This window comes from Streptomyces sp. NPDC043427 (genome assembly GCF_056436655.1).
The window spans coordinates 118,220-133,793 of record NZ_JBWKCC010000024.1 but is presented as its reverse complement, the minus strand read 5'-3'; the positions used below and the strand labels follow the sequence as shown (position 1 = coordinate 133,793).

General features: G+C 69.2%; 17 protein-coding genes. 8 read left to right on the top strand and 9 right to left on the bottom strand.

From position 1 onward, the window contains the following. From fabG to AC067M_RS31530, 5 genes are all read right to left on the bottom strand, one after another. Positions 1-705 carry a 3-oxoacyl-[acyl-carrier-protein] reductase gene (gene fabG, locus AC067M_RS31550; RefSeq protein WP_478700445.1) on the bottom strand — a complete coding sequence of 235 codons (705 nt, stop codon included), beginning with the start codon at positions 703-705 and terminating at the stop codon, positions 1-3. 173 nt (positions 706-878) lie between these two features. Next, positions 879-1,274, bottom strand: a complete 396-nt coding sequence (locus AC067M_RS31545; RefSeq protein ID WP_478700444.1) for a type II toxin-antitoxin system VapC family toxin — start codon at positions 1,272-1,274, stop codon at positions 879-881. Continuing rightward, positions 1,271-1,555, bottom strand: coding sequence for a type II toxin-antitoxin system Phd/YefM family antitoxin (locus AC067M_RS31540; RefSeq protein WP_478700443.1), 285 nt, complete (start codon positions 1,553-1,555; stop codon positions 1,271-1,273). The genes AC067M_RS31545 and AC067M_RS31540 overlap by 4 nt, the downstream gene beginning before the upstream one ends. Positions 1,556-1,648: 93 nt before the next feature. Next, the gene (locus tag AC067M_RS31535; RefSeq protein WP_478700442.1) at positions 1,649-2,809 is read right to left on the bottom strand and encodes an SEC-C metal-binding domain-containing protein; all 1,161 of its coding nucleotides are present in this window, start codon (positions 2,807-2,809) and stop codon (positions 1,649-1,651) included. A 228-nt stretch (positions 2,810-3,037) separates the two neighbouring features. Continuing rightward, positions 3,038-3,571 (bottom strand): ATP-binding protein, encoded by a 534-nt coding sequence (locus tag AC067M_RS31530; protein ID WP_478700441.1) that lies wholly within the window; start codon positions 3,569-3,571, stop codon positions 3,038-3,040. Positions 3,572-3,738: 167 nt separating this feature from the next. Here AC067M_RS31530 and AC067M_RS31525 point away from each other — a divergent pair, with 167 nt between their 5' ends. The 5 genes from AC067M_RS31525 to tyrS all read left to right on the top strand — a co-directional run bounded on the left by AC067M_RS31525 (position 3,739) and on the right by tyrS (position 9,186). Next, the gene (locus AC067M_RS31525; RefSeq protein ID WP_478700474.1) at positions 3,739-4,593 is read left to right on the top strand and encodes a helix-turn-helix domain-containing protein; all 855 of its coding nucleotides are present in this window, start codon (positions 3,739-3,741) and stop codon (positions 4,591-4,593) included. Continuing rightward, positions 4,590-4,790 carry a DUF397 domain-containing protein gene (locus AC067M_RS31520; protein WP_478700440.1) on the top strand — a complete coding sequence of 67 codons (201 nt, stop codon included), beginning with the start codon at positions 4,590-4,592 and terminating at the stop codon, positions 4,788-4,790. The genes AC067M_RS31525 and AC067M_RS31520 overlap by 4 nt, the downstream gene beginning before the upstream one ends. A gap of 132 nt (positions 4,791-4,922) precedes the next feature. Next, on the top strand, positions 4,923-6,446 hold the full coding sequence (locus tag AC067M_RS31515; protein WP_478700439.1) for a TldD/PmbA family protein: 1,524 nt from the start codon (positions 4,923-4,925) through the stop codon (positions 6,444-6,446). Next, on the top strand, positions 6,443-7,861 hold the full coding sequence (locus AC067M_RS31510) for a metallopeptidase TldD-related protein (protein ID WP_478700438.1): 1,419 nt from the start codon (positions 6,443-6,445) through the stop codon (positions 7,859-7,861). The genes AC067M_RS31515 and AC067M_RS31510 overlap by 4 nt, the downstream gene beginning before the upstream one ends. Positions 7,862-7,917: 56 nt before the next feature. Beyond that, positions 7,918-9,186, top strand: a complete 1,269-nt coding sequence (gene tyrS / locus AC067M_RS31505; protein ID WP_478700437.1) for a tyrosine--tRNA ligase — start codon at positions 7,918-7,920, stop codon at positions 9,184-9,186. A gap of 68 nt (positions 9,187-9,254) precedes the next feature. On the opposite strand, the gene AC067M_RS31500 is transcribed toward tyrS, so the two are convergent. Further along, the gene (locus AC067M_RS31500) at positions 9,255-9,539 is read right to left on the bottom strand and encodes a GlsB/YeaQ/YmgE family stress response membrane protein (protein ID WP_478700436.1); all 285 of its coding nucleotides are present in this window, start codon (positions 9,537-9,539) and stop codon (positions 9,255-9,257) included. Positions 9,540-9,589: 50 nt separating this feature from the next. Between AC067M_RS31500 and AC067M_RS31495 the strand changes: the two genes are divergently transcribed. Together AC067M_RS31495 and AC067M_RS31490 are read left to right on the top strand one after the other, a co-directional pair. Beyond that, a complete protein-coding gene (locus AC067M_RS31495) occupies positions 9,590-10,123 on the top strand; it encodes a DUF3099 domain-containing protein (protein ID WP_478700435.1) in 534 nt (177 codons plus the stop codon). Between the two features lie 178 nt (positions 10,124-10,301). After that, positions 10,302-10,526: a hypothetical protein gene (locus tag AC067M_RS31490; protein ID WP_478700434.1), complete on the top strand. Its 225-nt coding sequence runs from the start codon at positions 10,302-10,304 to the stop codon at positions 10,524-10,526. Between the two features lie 55 nt (positions 10,527-10,581). Here AC067M_RS31490 and moaA read toward each other — a convergent pair whose 3' ends face one another. The 3 genes from moaA to AC067M_RS31475 all read right to left on the bottom strand — a co-directional run bounded on the left by moaA (position 10,582) and on the right by AC067M_RS31475 (position 13,716). Beyond that, a complete protein-coding gene (moaA, locus tag AC067M_RS31485; RefSeq protein ID WP_478700433.1) occupies positions 10,582-11,571 on the bottom strand; it encodes a GTP 3',8-cyclase MoaA in 990 nt (329 codons plus the stop codon). Positions 11,572-11,737: 166 nt separating this feature from the next. Beyond that, positions 11,738-13,363 (bottom strand): solute symporter family protein, encoded by a 1,626-nt coding sequence (locus AC067M_RS31480; RefSeq protein ID WP_478700432.1) that lies wholly within the window; start codon positions 13,361-13,363, stop codon positions 11,738-11,740. After that, a complete protein-coding gene (locus AC067M_RS31475) occupies positions 13,360-13,716 on the bottom strand; it encodes a DUF485 domain-containing protein (protein ID WP_478700431.1) in 357 nt (118 codons plus the stop codon). Before AC067M_RS31475 ends, AC067M_RS31480 begins: the two co-directional genes overlap by 4 nt. 248 nt (positions 13,717-13,964) lie before the next feature. Here AC067M_RS31475 and AC067M_RS31470 point away from each other — a divergent pair, with 248 nt between their 5' ends. Then, on the top strand, positions 13,965-15,494 hold the full coding sequence (locus AC067M_RS31470; protein WP_478700430.1) for a S8 family serine peptidase: 1,530 nt from the start codon (positions 13,965-13,967) through the stop codon (positions 15,492-15,494). Positions 15,495-15,574 lie beyond the last annotated feature (80 nt).

The following is a 15,574-nucleotide window of genomic DNA, read 5'->3' as shown; positions in this document are numbered from 1 at the left end:
TCAGTGACCCATTCCCAGTCCGCCGTCAACGGGAATGACGGCTCCAGTGATGTACGAGGCGTCGTCCGAGGCGAGGAACCGCACCGTCGCGGCGATCTCCTCCGGCTGCGCGTACCGGCCGAGCGGCACCTGGGACACGATGCCCGCGCGCTGCTCGTCGTTGAGCACCTTGGTCATGTCGGTGTCGACGAAGCCGGGCGCGACGACGTTGAAAGTGATGTTGCGGGAGCCGAGCTCACGGGCGAGGGAGCGCGCGAAGCCGACGAGAGCGGCCTTGGAGGCGGCGTAGTTCGCCTGGCCGGGCGAGCCGTACAGGCCGACCACCGACGAGATGAGGACGACACGTCCCTTCTTGGCGCGCAGCATGGCACGGTTGGCGCGCTTGACCACACGGAAGGTGCCGGTGAGGTTGGTGTCGATGACCGAGGTGAAGTCCTCCTCGGACATGCGCATCAGGAGCTGGTCCTTGGTGATGCCGGCGTTGGCCACGAGCACCTCGACCGGGCCGTGCTGGGCCTCGATCTCCTTGTAGGCCTGCTCCACCTGCTCGTGGTCGGTGATGTCGCACTTGACGGCCAGGAAGCCCGACGGCGGCTCACCCGAGCGGTACGTGATCGCGACCTTGTCGCCGGCGTCGGCGAAAGCGCGGGCGATGGCGAGGCCGATGCCCCGGTTGCCTCCGGTGACGAGAACCGAGCGGCTCAACGGATCACCCTTTCGATAGGGGTCTGACACGTCCGCCCGACACCTGGGACGGCAGGCGGCTACCCGGAAAACCTATCGGTCCGGCTCCCTCGGGGGACATTCGGGCACCGACAGTGGCTCCGCCCGCCTCCTGTCGAGTCTCTACAGTTGGCCCGTCCTGGAGGCGCCCTGGCTCAGTCCGCCATTCCAGGGGCGTGAGCGGACAGCCCCTCGGCGCGAGCCGTCTCGAGCATCCTGCGGTCGTACGTCACCAACGCGGTCAGATCGTCCCGCAGCGACAGTGCGCTGGCCACATGGATCGCGTCCAGCGTCCTCAAGCGCCCGACCAGTGCAGCCGCCCCGTCACGCACCTCACGGGTGAGGAGGATCTCGGTGATCCGGGCATCCAGATCCTCCATCGCCTTCGGAAAGTGCCCCATGAGGTCCAGGGTCCGTACGGTCTCCACGAAGCCGAGCGTGCTGGTGGCGAGAGGCTCCGTGACTCGCTGCTGAAGGAAGGCGTCCAGCTCTGTCCAGTGGCTGCGGCGGGTCATCCATGTGACCAACGCCGATGTGTCCATGTAGATCATCGGTCGTCGTCCTCGCGCTCGGCCAGAAGCAGCGCGAGGGGGTCGACGTTCTCGGGAACTTCGTAGTGCGGCATGCTGTGCCGGTCGGCAGCCGTGACCGGCTTCAGCTTGATCTTCCCTTGTGCCACCAAGTGCGCGTACCGCTCCATGGGCCCGCCGGCCGGCGACAGTATGGCGATCACATTGCCATGCCGCGTGACCTGGATCGCTTCCCCCTTCTCGACGCGGGCGAAGACGGCACTCGGGTTGTACGAGAACTCACGCACGGAGATGGTGCTCATGGCCGGCTCCCTCACTGCCAGAGATTGCGCCTACATCTCTTCAACTGTACCTACATTCGAGGGGTCCCTTACCGGGGTCCCTTACCTTTGCATTCACCCGAACGCGGGATTTCCGCAGCACTTCTTGTACTTGCGCTCCGAGCCGCACCAGCAGGGGCCGTTACGCGGCGGCGGCCATGTGACCGCCTGCCCCCTACGGGCGAGTTCGGCGGCGTACGCGGATCGGGTGGACGCAGTGTCGGGTGATCCGCCGTCTCCCTCCCCGTGTGCCTCAAGGCCGGCCAGCGTGGCATGGCCGACCGCGAGATGCGTTCCGCCGTCGTCGGATACCTGCCGCAACGTGCGCTCGACCTGCCGCCGGTGGTCGGCATGGTCGCTTCCGTAGGCGTCCGTGGTCTTCGGCCAACGGGACAGAAGCCGGGTGAACTCGTCCGCCGGCCAGTACAGGACACACGTGCCTGTCAGGCCGCCACCCGCCGACCGGCTCCGGGACGGCGGCTCGTCCAGCACTGCCCCGATCCGCTCCTCCAGAGCGTCCGGGCCGCCTTCGGCGATCCGATTGAGGAAGTGCGGATCGTGCATCTCGTCCAGCGGCCGCACCCGGCCGAGGAAGGGAGCGGCACGCTGTTCGTGCACCGTGTCGGCCACCTCGTCCCAATCGTCGTGCTGCTCTCCGAGCAGCCGCCGCACCCGGTGACGTCCGATGACGAGCGTCTCGACGTCATACGGGTGCGGGTGCGCCCACACCCTGTCCACCGTCACCGGCTCACCTGCGCCGAGTGCGTGCGTGACGCCGGCCGTGAACCACTCGGCGGCCGCGGCCGTCTCCCCGCGCGCCTCGAATGCCTCCGCGACAAAGTTCCAGGCACCCGCGTCTCTGGGGTGACGCCTACGGAAGGCGAAGGCTGCCGCACGGGCCTCCTCGTCCCGTCCGGCGTCCCACAGGGTGCCGATACGGAAGGCGTCCACCAGGTCCGGCTCCGCGCAGCCTCCGCTCTCCGCTTCCAGCAGCCGTTCGTACAGGGCGATCGCCCGGCCGTACTCACCCGCGTCGCTCCACGCGTCGGCGGCTTCCAGGAGCAGCTTTTCGCGGTCTTCGGGGTGCAGCTCCGCCAGTTCTTCGCACTCCTGCGCCGCCTTGGCGTTATCGATCGCAGAAGGCGGTGCGGTGACCCAGGGGGTGGGCGCGGGCCTGCCGCCGTGCGCCTTCTTGTTCCTGCTGTGCTTGCCGCCGGTACGGCGCTTGCCAGACATGAAATCCACCGTAGTGCGGGCGGAGTCGGCGGCGCCGGGAAAGCCCGTGGGATCACCGCCCCGCAGCCGGCTCGCGTCGTCCTGCGTGAGGCACTCCTGGAAGACCATGCCGGCCTGGGGTGCGTCCTTCCGCAGGACGGCGGCGGCGGTGTGCGGGGCTCGGACGCAGGGTACGAGGTGGCGGCCGACGCACGGCAGGGGCGCGGGCGCAGCCAGGAGCGACCGGGCTCAGTCCAGGCCGACCGAGGTGATCGGCGTGAGCAGCCGCTGGACGGTCTCGTGCTCCTGGTCCCGGCCGTCCCCGGTCTCGGCGGCGGACATGGGCAGTGCACACTCGGCCCACACCGTCTTACCCGGTCCCGTTCGTTCGTCCACGCCCCAGCGCGCGGCGACGGCCTCCACAAGAAGCAGGCCCCTGCCGCTGTCGGCGTCCGCTGGGTCCTGGGAGGCCGGCTCGGGCAGCCCCGGGCGCGCCGGATGAGTGTCGGACACCTCGACGCGGACGAGACCGGCGGTCCGGTCGTACTTCAGCCGCAGCTCGAAGTCGCGGCCGGGGACGCGGCCGTGAAGGACCGCGTTGGCCGCGAGTTCGGCCACGACGAGGGCGATGGTGTCGGAGGCCGGGCTGCCGTACGGCACGTGCCACAGGTCGAGCCGGTGCGTGGCGAGTCTGCGGGCGAGGCGCGCGCCTCGGCGCGTGGCGGAGAACCGCTGAACGAACACACTTACGGTGACGGCCTCTTGGGCCCGTGGTGCTGGCATGCGCTCAGCGTTCCGGCGCCTTCCGCCCCGCCAACAGGTACGACACCCATACAGACGCGGTTGTACCCGTGCACACGCTGGACTGGGTGGGTAACTCCCCGTGACCCTGGGTGGGTTGGGCGGGGTTGGGTGAGGCGTGGAAACGTGAGCACGGGAGGCGCGCGGCAATGAGGGCGGACCACGGCGGAGGCGGCGGTACGAACAGCACTGAAGCGGAACTCTCCGACAGTCTCAAGACCTTCGGAGTGGTCCTGAAGGCGCTGCGGGAGGAATCCGGCCTGACACAGGAGGAGTTCGCGGTGCGAGTACGGTACTCGGCTGCCTACGTCGCCAAGATCGAGCAGGGGAAGCGGTTCCCGCCGGCGGATCTGCCCGCGCGGGCGGAGGAGGTACTGGGGCCGGTCGCGCTCAAGGTCCTCACGGCGGCGGCGAAGAGTCTGACGAGGAGGGCGGGGCTGGCGTCGTGGTTTCGGCAGTGGGCGGGGATCGAGGAGGAGGCGATCTCCTTGTACGCGTATGAGTGTCGGGCGGTTCCGGGGTTGTTGCAGCCGGAGGGGTACGCGCGGGCGGTGTTCGAGCGTCAGCTCCCGCCGTGGTCGGAAGAGCAGATCAGCCACAAGGTGGCGGCACGGCTTGAGCGCCAGGCTCTGCTCACCGAGCGGCCGAACACTGCCTTTACGTTCATCATCGAGCAGGCCATCCTGGAACGCGGCGTCGGCGGCGCATCGGTCACCAGGGCTGTCATCGACCAGCTGCTGAGCATGGGCGACCGGACCAACGTCGAGATCCAGATCATGCCCCTGCACCAGGAAGACCACTGCGGAGTCGATGGTCAGCTGTACATGGCCGAGACACCGGGACACCAGTGGTTCGGATACACCGAGGGGCATCGGTCGAGCAGTCTGATCGCTGATCCCGGAGAGGTCAGCGTCCTCCATCAGCGCTATGGCAAGCTGCGTTCCCAGGCCCTGGACTGCCGGGCTACGGTGAACCTCCTGGAACGGATGCGAGGAGCGCTATGAGCACCACCCCTGAGCTGGACTGGTTCAAGAGCAGTTACAGCGGCGGAGACGGGGACAACTGCGTCGAGGTCGCCGTACGCACCGAGGCAGTCCACATCCGTGACTCCAAGGACAAACGCATCCGTCCTCTCGTCGTCACGCCGACCGCCTGGGCGCCGTTCACGGCACTTGCCGCGGGCTCGTCGCTGGACGGCTGAATCCGCCTCGTACGCGATGTGCACGGGCGGGCACGGTAGTCGGCGTCTTTTTTCCTGGGGATCCGAGGAGCGAGACATGATTCACTGCCTCGGACGGTCACCACAGGCAAGCGCCCGAAGGGATCCCCACCCGTGCTCCATGAAGTCGATCAGTCATTCCTGGCGCTCCCCCTACGCGCCCTGGCCGACGCAGCCCTGGCACGCGCCCGTGCCCTGGGCGCCGAGCACGCGGACTTCCGGTTCGAGCGGGTGCGCAGCGCCTCGTGGCGGCTGCGGGACGCCAAGCCGTCGGGTTCGTCGGACACCACCGACCTCGGGTACGCGGTACGGGTCGTGCACGGCGGTACGTGGGGCTTCGCGTCGGGGGTGGACCTCTCTCTGGACGCCGCCGCCAAGGTCGCCTCGCAGGCGGTGGCGATGGCGAAGCTCTCCGCCCAGGTGATCAAGGCCGCCGGGTCCACGGAGCGGGTCGAGCTCGCCGACGAGCCCGTGCACGCCGAGAAGACGTGGGTCTCGTCGTACGAGATCGACCCGTTCACCGTGCCCGACGAGGAGAAGTCGGCGCTGCTCGCGGACTGGAGCGCGCGGCTGCTCGCGGCCGGAGCGATCAACCACGTCGACGCCTCGCTGCTCACCGTGCACGAGAACAAGTTCTACGCCGACACGGCCGGGACCGTGACCACGCAGCAGCGGGTCCGGCTGCACCCGCAGCTGACCGCGGTGTCGGTGGACGAGTCGAGCGGCGAGTTCGACTCGATGCGCACCATCGCGCCGCCGGTCGGGCGCGGCTGGGAGTACCTCACGGGCACCGGCTGGGACTGGGACGCCGAGCTGGAGCAGATCCCGGAGCTGCTCGCCGAGAAGATGCGGGCGCCGAGCGTCGATCCTGGCCTGTACGACCTGGTCGTCGACCCCTCCAACCTGTGGCTGACCATCCACGAGTCCATCGGCCACGCCACGGAGCTGGACCGGGCGCTGGGCTACGAGGCCGCCTACGCCGGTACCTCCTTCGCCACGTTCGACCAGCTCGGCAAGTTGAAGTACGGCTCCGAGCTGATGAACGTCACCGGCGACCGCACGGCCGAGCACGGCCTGGCGACCATCGGGTACGACGACGAGGGTGTCGCGGGGCAGAGCTGGGACCTGGTCAAGGACGGCAGGCTCGTCGGCTACCAGCTCGACCGGCGCATCGCGAGGCTGACCGGCTTCGAGCGCTCCAACGGGTGCGCGTTCGCCGACTCCCCCGGACGTGTGCCGGTGCAGCGCATGGCCAACGTGTCGCTCCGGCCGGACCCGGCCGGGATGTCCACGGAGGACCTGATCGGGAGCGTGGACCGCGGTATCTACGTCGTCGGGGACCGGTCCTGGTCGATCGACATGCAGCGCTACAACTTCCAGTTCACCGGGCAGCGGTTCTTCAGGATCGAGAACGGGCGGATCACCGGGCAGCTTCGGGACGTGGCCTACCAGGCGACCACGACCGACTTCTGGGGCTCCATGGCCGCGGTGGGCGGCCCGCAGACGTACGTCCTCGGGGGCGCCTTCAACTGCGGCAAGGCCCAGCCGGGCCAGGTGGCGGCGGTCTCGCACGGCTGCCCGTCGGCCCTGTTCAAGGGCGTCAACATTCTGAACACCACCCAGGAGGCCGGTCGATGAGCGCCCGTGTGCCCAACGGCATTACTTCGTTGACGAACAAGCCGTACGAGATCGTCGAGCGCGCCCTCGAGCTGTCCCGGGCCGACGGGTGCGTGGTCATCGCCGACGAGCAGTCGACCGCCAACCTGCGCTGGGCGGGCAACGCGCTCACCACGAACGGTGTCACGCGCGGGCGCACGCTCACCGTCATCGCGACGGTCGACGGCAAGGAGGGAACCGCCTCCGGGGTCGTTTCGCGCTCCGCGGTGACCGTGGACGAGCTGGAGTCGCTGGTCCGGGCCGCCGAGGCCGCCGCGCGCGGGGCCGGGCCCGCCGAGGACGCGCAGCCGCTGATCACGGACGTGCCCGAGTCGCCCGACTTCACCGACGCGCCCGCCGAGACCAACTCCGCCGTGTTCGCCGACTTCGCGCCGGCCCTCGGGGAGTCCTTCGCACGCGCGCGTGCGGGCGGCCGCGAGCTGTACGGTTTCGCCAATCACGAGCTGGTCTCCAGCTATCTCGGCACCTCGACGGGGCTGCGGCTGCGGCACGACCAGCCCAACGGGACGCTGGAGCTGAACGCCAAGTCCCCGGACCGTACGCGCTCGGCGTGGGCGGGCCGCTCCACCCGGGACTTCAAGGACGTCGACCCGGCGGCGCTCGACGCGGAGCTGGCCGTACGCCTCGGCTGGGCCGAGCGGCGCGTCGAGCTGCCCGCCGGGCGGTACGAGACGCTGCTGCCGCCGACGGCCGTCGCGGACCTGCTGATCTACCAGATGTGGTCGTCGTCGGGCCGGGACGCGGCCGAGGGCCGCACGGTGTTCTCCAAGCCCGGCGGGGGCACCCGCCTCGGCGAGAAGCTGACCGAGCTGCCGCTGACGCTGCGCAGCGACCCGTACGAGCCGGGCCTGGAGTCCGCGCCGTTCGTGCTCGCGCACTCCTCCGGGGGCGATCAGTCGGTGTTCGACAACGGGCTGCCGATGGCCGCCACGGAGTGGATCCGCGACGGCGAGCTGCGTCAGCTGCTGACCAGTCGGCACAGCGCGGCCCTGACCGGGCTGCCCCTGGCGCCGGGGATCGACAACCTGATCCTCGACGGGGGCGAGGACCGCTCCCTGGAGGAGATGGTCGCGAGCACCGAGCGCGGGCTGTTGCTGACCTGCCTGTGGTACATCCGCGAGGTCGACCCGGCCACGCTGCTGCTCACCGGCCTGACCCGGGACGGCGTCTACCTCGTGGAGAACGGCGAGGTGACCGGCGAGGTGAACAACTTCCGGTTCAACGAGTCACCGGTGAACCTGCTGGGGCGGGCCGTCGAGGCCGGCCGCACGGAGAAGACGCTGCCGCGGGAGTGGAGCGACTGGTTCACCCGGGCCGCGATGCCCGCGCTGCGCATCCCCGATTTCAATATGAGCTCTGTCAGTCAGGGCGTATAACCTCGTAGGCGGCTGTCACTCGACCGCCCCAGGATCATCCAAGGAGTACGAGAACCGTGACGGACATCGTCGACGAGCTGAAGTGGCGCGGGCTGTTCGCCCTGTCCACTGACGAGGACGCTTTGCGCAAGGCGCTCGCGGACGGTCCCGTCACGTTCTATTGCGGCTTCGACCCGACCGCGCCGTCCCTGCACGTGGGGCATCTGGTGCAGGTGCTCACCGTGCGTCGGCTCCAGCAGGCCGGGCACCGGCCGCTGGCGCTGGTCGGCGGGGCCACGGGCCTGATCGGCGACCCGCGCCCGACCGCGGAGCGCACGCTGAACGACCCGGAGACGGTCCGCGGCTGGGTCGACAAGCTGCGCGGCCAGATCGAGCCGTTCCTCGATTTCGAGGGTGAGAACGCGGCCGTGATGGTCAACAACCTCGACTGGACCGAGGGCCTGTCCGCGATCGAGTTCCTGCGCGACATCGGCAAGCACTTCCGCGTCAACAAGATGCTTACGAAAGACTCGGTCGCCCGCCGCCTGGAGTCCTCCGAGGGCATCAGCTACACGGAGTTCAGCTACCAGCTCCTGCAGGGCATGGACTTCCTCCAGCTCTACCGGAGGTACGGCTGCACGCTCCAGCAGGGCGGCAGCGACCAGTGGGGCAACCTCACGGCCGGCCTGGACCTGATCCACCGGCTGGAGCCGCACGCCGACGTGCACGCGCTGGCGACGCCGCTGATGACCAAGGCGGACGGCACCAAGTTCGGCAAGACCGAGGGCGGCGCCGTCTGGCTCGACCCGGAGATGACGACGCCGTACGCGTTCTACCAGTTCTGGCTGAACGTGGACGACCGGGACATCTCCACGTACCTGCGGATCCTGTCCTTCAAGTCCCGCGAGGAGCTGGAGGAGCTGGAGAAGCAGACCGAGGAGCGTCCCCAGGCCCGGGCGGCTCAGCGCGCGCTGGCCGAGGAGCTGACGACCCTGGTGCACGGCGCCGACCAGACGGCCGCGGTGATCGCCGCGTCGAGGGCCCTCTTCGGCCAGGGCGAGCTGGCGGACCTCGACGACCGGACGCTGGCCGCGGCCCTGTCCGAGGTGCCGCACATCCAGGTCGCCGAGCTCGGCCCGGTCGTGGACCTGTTCGCCGAGGTCGGCCTGGTCGCCAGCAAGTCCGCCGCGCGACGGACCGTGAAGGAGGGCGGGGCGTACGTGAACAACGTGAAGGTCACCGCCGAGGACGCGGTCCCCGCCAAGGAGGACCTGCTGCACGGCCGCTGGCTGGTGCTGCGCCGGGGCAAGAAGAACCTGGCGGCGGTCGAGGTCACGGGCGGCTGAGCGGATGAGCACGGCGAAGGGGGCGGCGCCGCTTCGGCACCGCCCCCTTCGGCGTTCAGGGCCTGCGCTCAGGCACTTCGCTGCATCTTTTTGTTGCCCCACAACTGCATGTACAGCGCGTCACCGGCCGCGACGATCACGATCGCGGCGATCAGCTGGAAGATGTGACGGCTCCAGTCGATGCCGGACGTCTCCTCGACATCGAACCCGCGGGCCATCGCGTTGCCGACGACGGCGCCGAGCATGCCGAAGATGGTGGTCAGCCAGAGAGGGCTGTGCTGCTTGCCCGGGATGATCGCCTTGGCGATCAGACCCAGCACGAATCCCACGATGATGGCCCAGAACCAGCCCATGGCTGCCTCCTCGTACGCCTCGACGTGAGCACTGCACCCAGTCTCGGCCCGTGGGGCGTACGGCGCATGTCGGGTGCGGCCCTACGTGGTGCGGCGCAGGGCGTTCGCACGGACGGGAGCCGACCCGGCCTCGAAGGCGGCCCGGGCGCGGCGTACCGTGGGATCCAGGGTTTCCATGCGAGCGGCGTGTAGGCGGATGGTGGAATGTGATGCGGAAGCAGCATGGCGGCAGCAGCCAGGTGTTCCGGATCACCGGAGCCCGGCAGGGCCTCCAGGACGATGTACGCGGCAGGCAGCGACGGTACGTCATCTCGATGTCGATCCGTACGGTGGCGGTGGTCCTCGCGGCGGTGCTCTGGAACGTGGAACGGCACGTCGCGATCGTGGCGCTGGTGCTGGGCGCGGCGCTCCCCTATATCGCGGTGGTGATCGCCAACGCCGGGCGGGAGAACGCGCCGGGGCTTCCGTCGACGTTCGTGACGACGCCGATGCGGCCGATGATCAGCCCGGGGCGTGAGGCGGAGGGGGCGGCGGAATCCGTCCCGGACGACAGCGTGGGTGAGGCGGCTGAGCATCGGCCATGAGTGTGCTGTGCGCCAAGCTCAAGAAAAGCTCAGATCAATCATGTTGTTCCAGTGCCCGGGGACGGGTGACCCGTGACATACTTCGTACGCGCTCCGCATCCCCCGTCGGAGCGACGGACCGACGCCGGGCAGCTCCCCCCGTGGCTGCTCGGCGTCGCCTTTTTGTGAGACTGAGTTCGTGACTGAAGCTGCTGTTGAGACGCCTGTTTGTTCCGCCAAGGGGTGCCGCGAGGATGCGGTGTGGGTGTTGGCGTGGAACAACCCGAAGATTCATACGCCGGAGCGGCGGAAGACGTGGCTCGCGTGCGAGGAGCATCGTGAGCATTTGTCGGAGTTTCTTGGGGTGCGGGGATTTTTGAAGAACGTGGTTCTTCTGAAGGACTGGGAAGCACCGGACGTCTGAGGTTTTCGGCTGCGGGTCCGTGGGCGCTGGGCGCGCAGTTCCCCGCGCCCCTTGATCAGCCGCCGATTGCTGACATCGGGCGGTCCGGTTGCACGAACGACGGGTCGTCCAAGCCTGCGCCCGCCTTCTTGCCCCACATCGCCAGGCGCCAGATGCGGGCGATCTCCTCGTCGGGGGCGTCGGAGCGCAGGGCCGCTCGGAGGTCTGTCTCCTCGGTGGCGAAGAGGCAGGTGCGTATCTGGCCGTCGGCGGTGAGGCGGGTGCGGTCGCAGGCCGAGCAGAACGGGCGGGTGACGGAGGCGATGACGCCGACTCGGTGGGGGCCGCCGTCGACCACCCAGCGTTCCGCCGGGGCGGAGCCGCGTTCGTCCTCGCCCTCGGGGGTCAGGTCGAAGCGGGTGCGCAGGGAGGTGAGGATGTCGCCGGCCGTCACCATGCCCTCGCGCTTCCAGCCGTGCTGGGCGTCCAGGGGCATCTGCTCGATGAAGCGCAGTTCGTAGTCGTGCTCGACGGCCCAGGCCAGAAGGTCGGGGGCCTCGTCGTCGTTGAGGCCCGGCATCAGGACCGTGTTGACCTTGACGGGGGTCAGGTCAGCTTCGCGGGCGGCCTGGAGGCCTTCGAGGACGTCCTTGTGGCGGTCGCGGCGGGTGAGGGCCTTGAAGACCGCCGGGCGGAGGGTGTCCAGGGAGACGTTGACGCGGTCCAGACCCGCCGCCTTCAGGGCGGTCGCGGTGCGCTTGAGGCCGATGCCGTTGGTGGTGAGGGACATCTGGGGGCGGGGGGTGAGGGCCGCGACACGCTCGACGATGCCGACCAGGCCGGGGCGCAGCAGGGGCTCGCCGCCGGTGAAGCGGACCTCCTCGATGCCGAGGGAGGTGACCGCGATGTCGATCAGGCGGACGATCTCGTCGTCCGTGAGGAGGTCGGGCTTGGCCAGCCACTGCAGGCCCTCCTCGGGCATGCAGTACGTACAGCGCAGGTTGCACCGGTCGGTCAGCGAGACCCTCAGGTCGGTGGCCACCCGGCCGTAGGTGTCGATGAGCACGTGGGCCCCCTCCCTCGTCGCGGATTCAATCTTGTTCCGTCACCTGCGAGCCTACGCGACCGCACTGACAACGGCGGCGGTCCGATCCCACGAGGTACGACGCGGCCGCGTCGTAGGGTTCCACGATCCCCACGACGCGGCCGTCGAGTCGGTGGTGCTCAGCCGGTCAGTGCGCGCCGGTGCCGGTCAGCGACCGTACCTCCAGCTCCGCGTACTTGCCCTCGTCCGGCTTCTCCTTGGACAGCAGGGTGCCGAGGATGCCCAGCAGGAAGCCGACCGGGATCGAGATGATGCCCGGATTCTCCAGCGGGAACCAGTGGAAGTCGACGTCCGGGAACATCGAGGTGGGCTTACCGGAGACGACCGGCGAGAACAGCACCAGGCCGACTGCCGTGACCAGACCGCCGTAGATCGACCACAGGGCTCCGGAGGTGGTGAACCGCTTCCAGAAGAGGCTGTAGATGATCGTCGGCAGGTTGGCGGAGGCGGCGACCGCGAAGGCGAGGGCCACCAGGCCGGCGACGTTCAGGTCGCGGGCGAGAGCGCCGAGGACGATGGAGACGGCGCCGATGCCGACGGTCGCCCAGCGGGCCGCGCGGATCTCCTCCTTCTCCGTGGCCGCGCCCTTCTTGATGACGTTGGCGTAGATGTCGTGGGCGAACGACGAGGACGAGGCCAGGGTCAGGCCGGCGACGACCGCGAGGATCGTGGCGAAGGCGACCGCGGAGATGGTGGCGAGCAGGATGGCGCCCCAGTTGGAGTCGACCCCGCCGAGGTGGAGCGCGAGCAGGGGTGCCGCGGTGTTGCCCGCCTTGTTGGAGGCGATGATCTCGTCGGGCTTGATGAGCGCGGCGGCGCCGAAGCCGAGGGCGAGGGTCATCAGGTAGAAGGCGCCGATCAGGCCGATGGCCCAGATGACCGACTTACGGGCGGCCTTGGCGGTGGGCACCGTGTAGAAGCGGATCAGGATGTGCGGCAGGCCGGCCGTGCCGAGGACCAGGGCGATGCCGAGGGAGATGAAGTCCAGCTTGGTGGTGCCGGTGACGCCGTACTTCAGGCCGGGCTCCAGGAAGGCGGCGCCCTTGCCGCTGTTGTCGGCGGCGGAGCCGAGCAGGTCGGAGACGTTGAAGTCGAACTTCAGCAGCACCAGGAAGGTCAGCAGCAGGGCGCCGGCGATGAGCAGCACCGCCTTGACCATCTGGACCCAGGTGGTGCCCTTCATGCCGCCGATGGTGACGTACACGATCATCAGGACGCCGACCAGCGCCACGATGCCGATCTTGCCGCCGTCGCTGGTGATGCCCAGCAGGAGGGAGACCAGGACGCCCGCGCCCGCCATCTGGGCCAGCAGGTAGAAGATCGAGACCACGATCGTGGAGGTGCCGGCCGCCGTACGGACCGGGCGCTGGCGCATGCGGTAGGCCAGCACGTCGCCCATGGTGTAGCGGCCGGAGTTGCGCAGCGGCTCGGCGACCAGGAGCAGGGCGACGAGCCAGGCGACCAGGAAGCCGATGGAGTAGAGGAAGCCGTCGTAACCGAAGAGGGCGATGGCGCCCGCGATGCCGAGGAAGGACGCGGCGGACATGTAGTCGCCGGAGACGGCGAGGCCGTTCTGGAAGCCGGTGAACTGCCGTCCGCCCGCGTAGAAGTCGGCGGCGTCCTTGGTCTGGCGGCCGGCCCAGACGGTGATGACGAGGGTCGCGACGACGAACACCGCGAAGAGGCTGATGATCAGCGGCCGGTGCTCGCTGGCCTCGCCGGCCGCCAGCACGCTCTGCTGCGCGATGCTCATGCGCCGCCCTCCATCCGGGACTTGATCGCCTCGGCCTTGGGGTCGAACTTGGCCGCGGCGATGCGCGAGTACCACCAGGCGATGAGGAACGTGGTGAGGAACTGGGCGAGACCGAGGACGAGGGCCACGTTGATGTTGCCGACGACCTTGGTGCCCATGAAGTCGCCCGCGTAGTTCGACAACAGGACGTACAGCAGGTACCAGGCGATGAAGGCGACGGTCAGCGGGAAGGCGAAGGAGCGGTAGGAGCGGCGCAGTTCACCGAACTCCGCGCTCTCCGAGACCGCGACGAACTCCTCGGTGGAAGGGAGTTGGGCTGGGGTTTTCGAGGGGGGCGATGTCTCGGTGGCCACGGATTCTCCTCGGTGACGGGTGGGGCGACAACAGACGGGGGCGAGTGTCCTCGCGCTCCCTGTTCAACGTCACGGCGCCGCGCTAGGAGCGGTTCAACTCCGCTGGTCTCTTTCCGAAGTCGCCTCGATCAAGCATTGCTGGCCAGGGACTTCGGGAGATAGCTTCGGCCTGCACCACCCGTCATGTACCTGCCCGATCACCACCTGTGTCTCGGGCCGGTCTCGTTTCCGGATGATGTGGAGATCCCATGGCTCATCTGCGCTCCAGACACCGTCTCGCCCTCGCCGTGCCCGTCGTGCTGTCGCTGACCGCCTCGCTCGGCTTCCTGCCGGCGGCGGCCTCGGCCGCGCCGCTCGCTCAGTCCTCCGCGCAGACGGCGGACGCGCCGAACCTTGCGTACGTCGTCAACACCAGGACGGACCACCGCACGATCGCGTCGGTGAAGAAGGCGATCGGCAAGGCCGACGGCACCGTCGTCGCCACGTACGCCAAGATCGGCGTGATCGTCGTCCACTCCGCGAACCCCGACTTCGGCAAGCAGATACGCGCCGTACGTGGCGTGCAGTCGGCCGGTGCGACGCGGACCACGCCGCTCGTCGCGGCCGGGACGACGGACGAGGGCGCCGCCGACTACCTGACGGCCGCGGAGGCCGCCAAGGTGAAGGCCGCCTCGGCGGACACGCCGGGCAGCGAGCCTCTTGAGGCCGACCAGTGGGATCTGCGCGCCATCGGCGCCGACAAGGCCGCGACGATCAACCCGGGCAGCAAGAGGGTCACCGTCGGCGTCATCGACACGGGCGTCGACGACACCCACCCCGACCTCGCCGCGAACTTCTCCGCGTCCCAGTCGGCCAACTGCGTGGGCGGCGTCGCCGACACCAGCGAGGGCGCCTGGCGTCCGTACACCGCCGAGGACTACCACGGCACGCATGTCGCCGGTGAGATCGCCGCGGCCCGCAACGGCATCGGCGTGGCCGGTGTCGCGCCGGGCGTGAAGGTCTCCGGCATCAAGGTGAGCGACCCGAACAACGGCCTCTTCTACCCCGAGAGCGTCGTGTGCGCCTTCGTGTTCGCCGCCGACCACGGCGTCGAGATCACGAACAACAGCTACTACGTGGACCCGTGGCTCTACAACTGCATGGACGACCCCGACCAGAGGGCGATCGTCGACGCGGTCAACCGGGCCCAGCTGTACGCCCAGAAGAAGGGCACCCTGAACCTGGCGTCGGCCGGCAACTCCAACCACGACCTGGACTCGGACGCCATCGTCGACAACACCAGCCCCGACGACTCCACTCCGGTCGAGCGGACCATCGACCCGCACGAGTGCTTCGACGTGCCGACCCAGCTGCCGGGCGTGGTCACCGTGAGCGCGACGGGCGTCCAGAACCTCAAGTCGTACTACTCCACGTACGGCAAGGGTGTCGTCGACATCGCGGCGCCGGGCGGCGACCGGAAGTACCAGCTTCCGGACACCCCGTCGAAGGACGGCCGCATCCTGTCGACCATGCCGAACAACCAGTACGCCTTCCTGCAGGGCACGTCGATGGCCTCGCCGCACGCCGCGGGCGTCGCCGCGCTGCTGAAGTCCACGCACCCGTGGGCGGGCCCGGCCCAGCTGCAGGCGCTGCTGAAGGCGCAGGCCGACAAGACCGCCTGCCCCGAGTCCTACGACCAGGACGGTGACGGCACCCAGGACGCCACCTGCGTGGGCGGCAAGCGCGTCAACGGCTTCTACGGCTTCGGCATCGTCAACGCGCTGCGCGCCGTCAAGTAGCCCGCAGTCATGGTGACTTCCCGCACGCACAGCCTGTCGCCGGCCGGCACGGTCCGCGCGTACCGCGAACGAGACTGGAG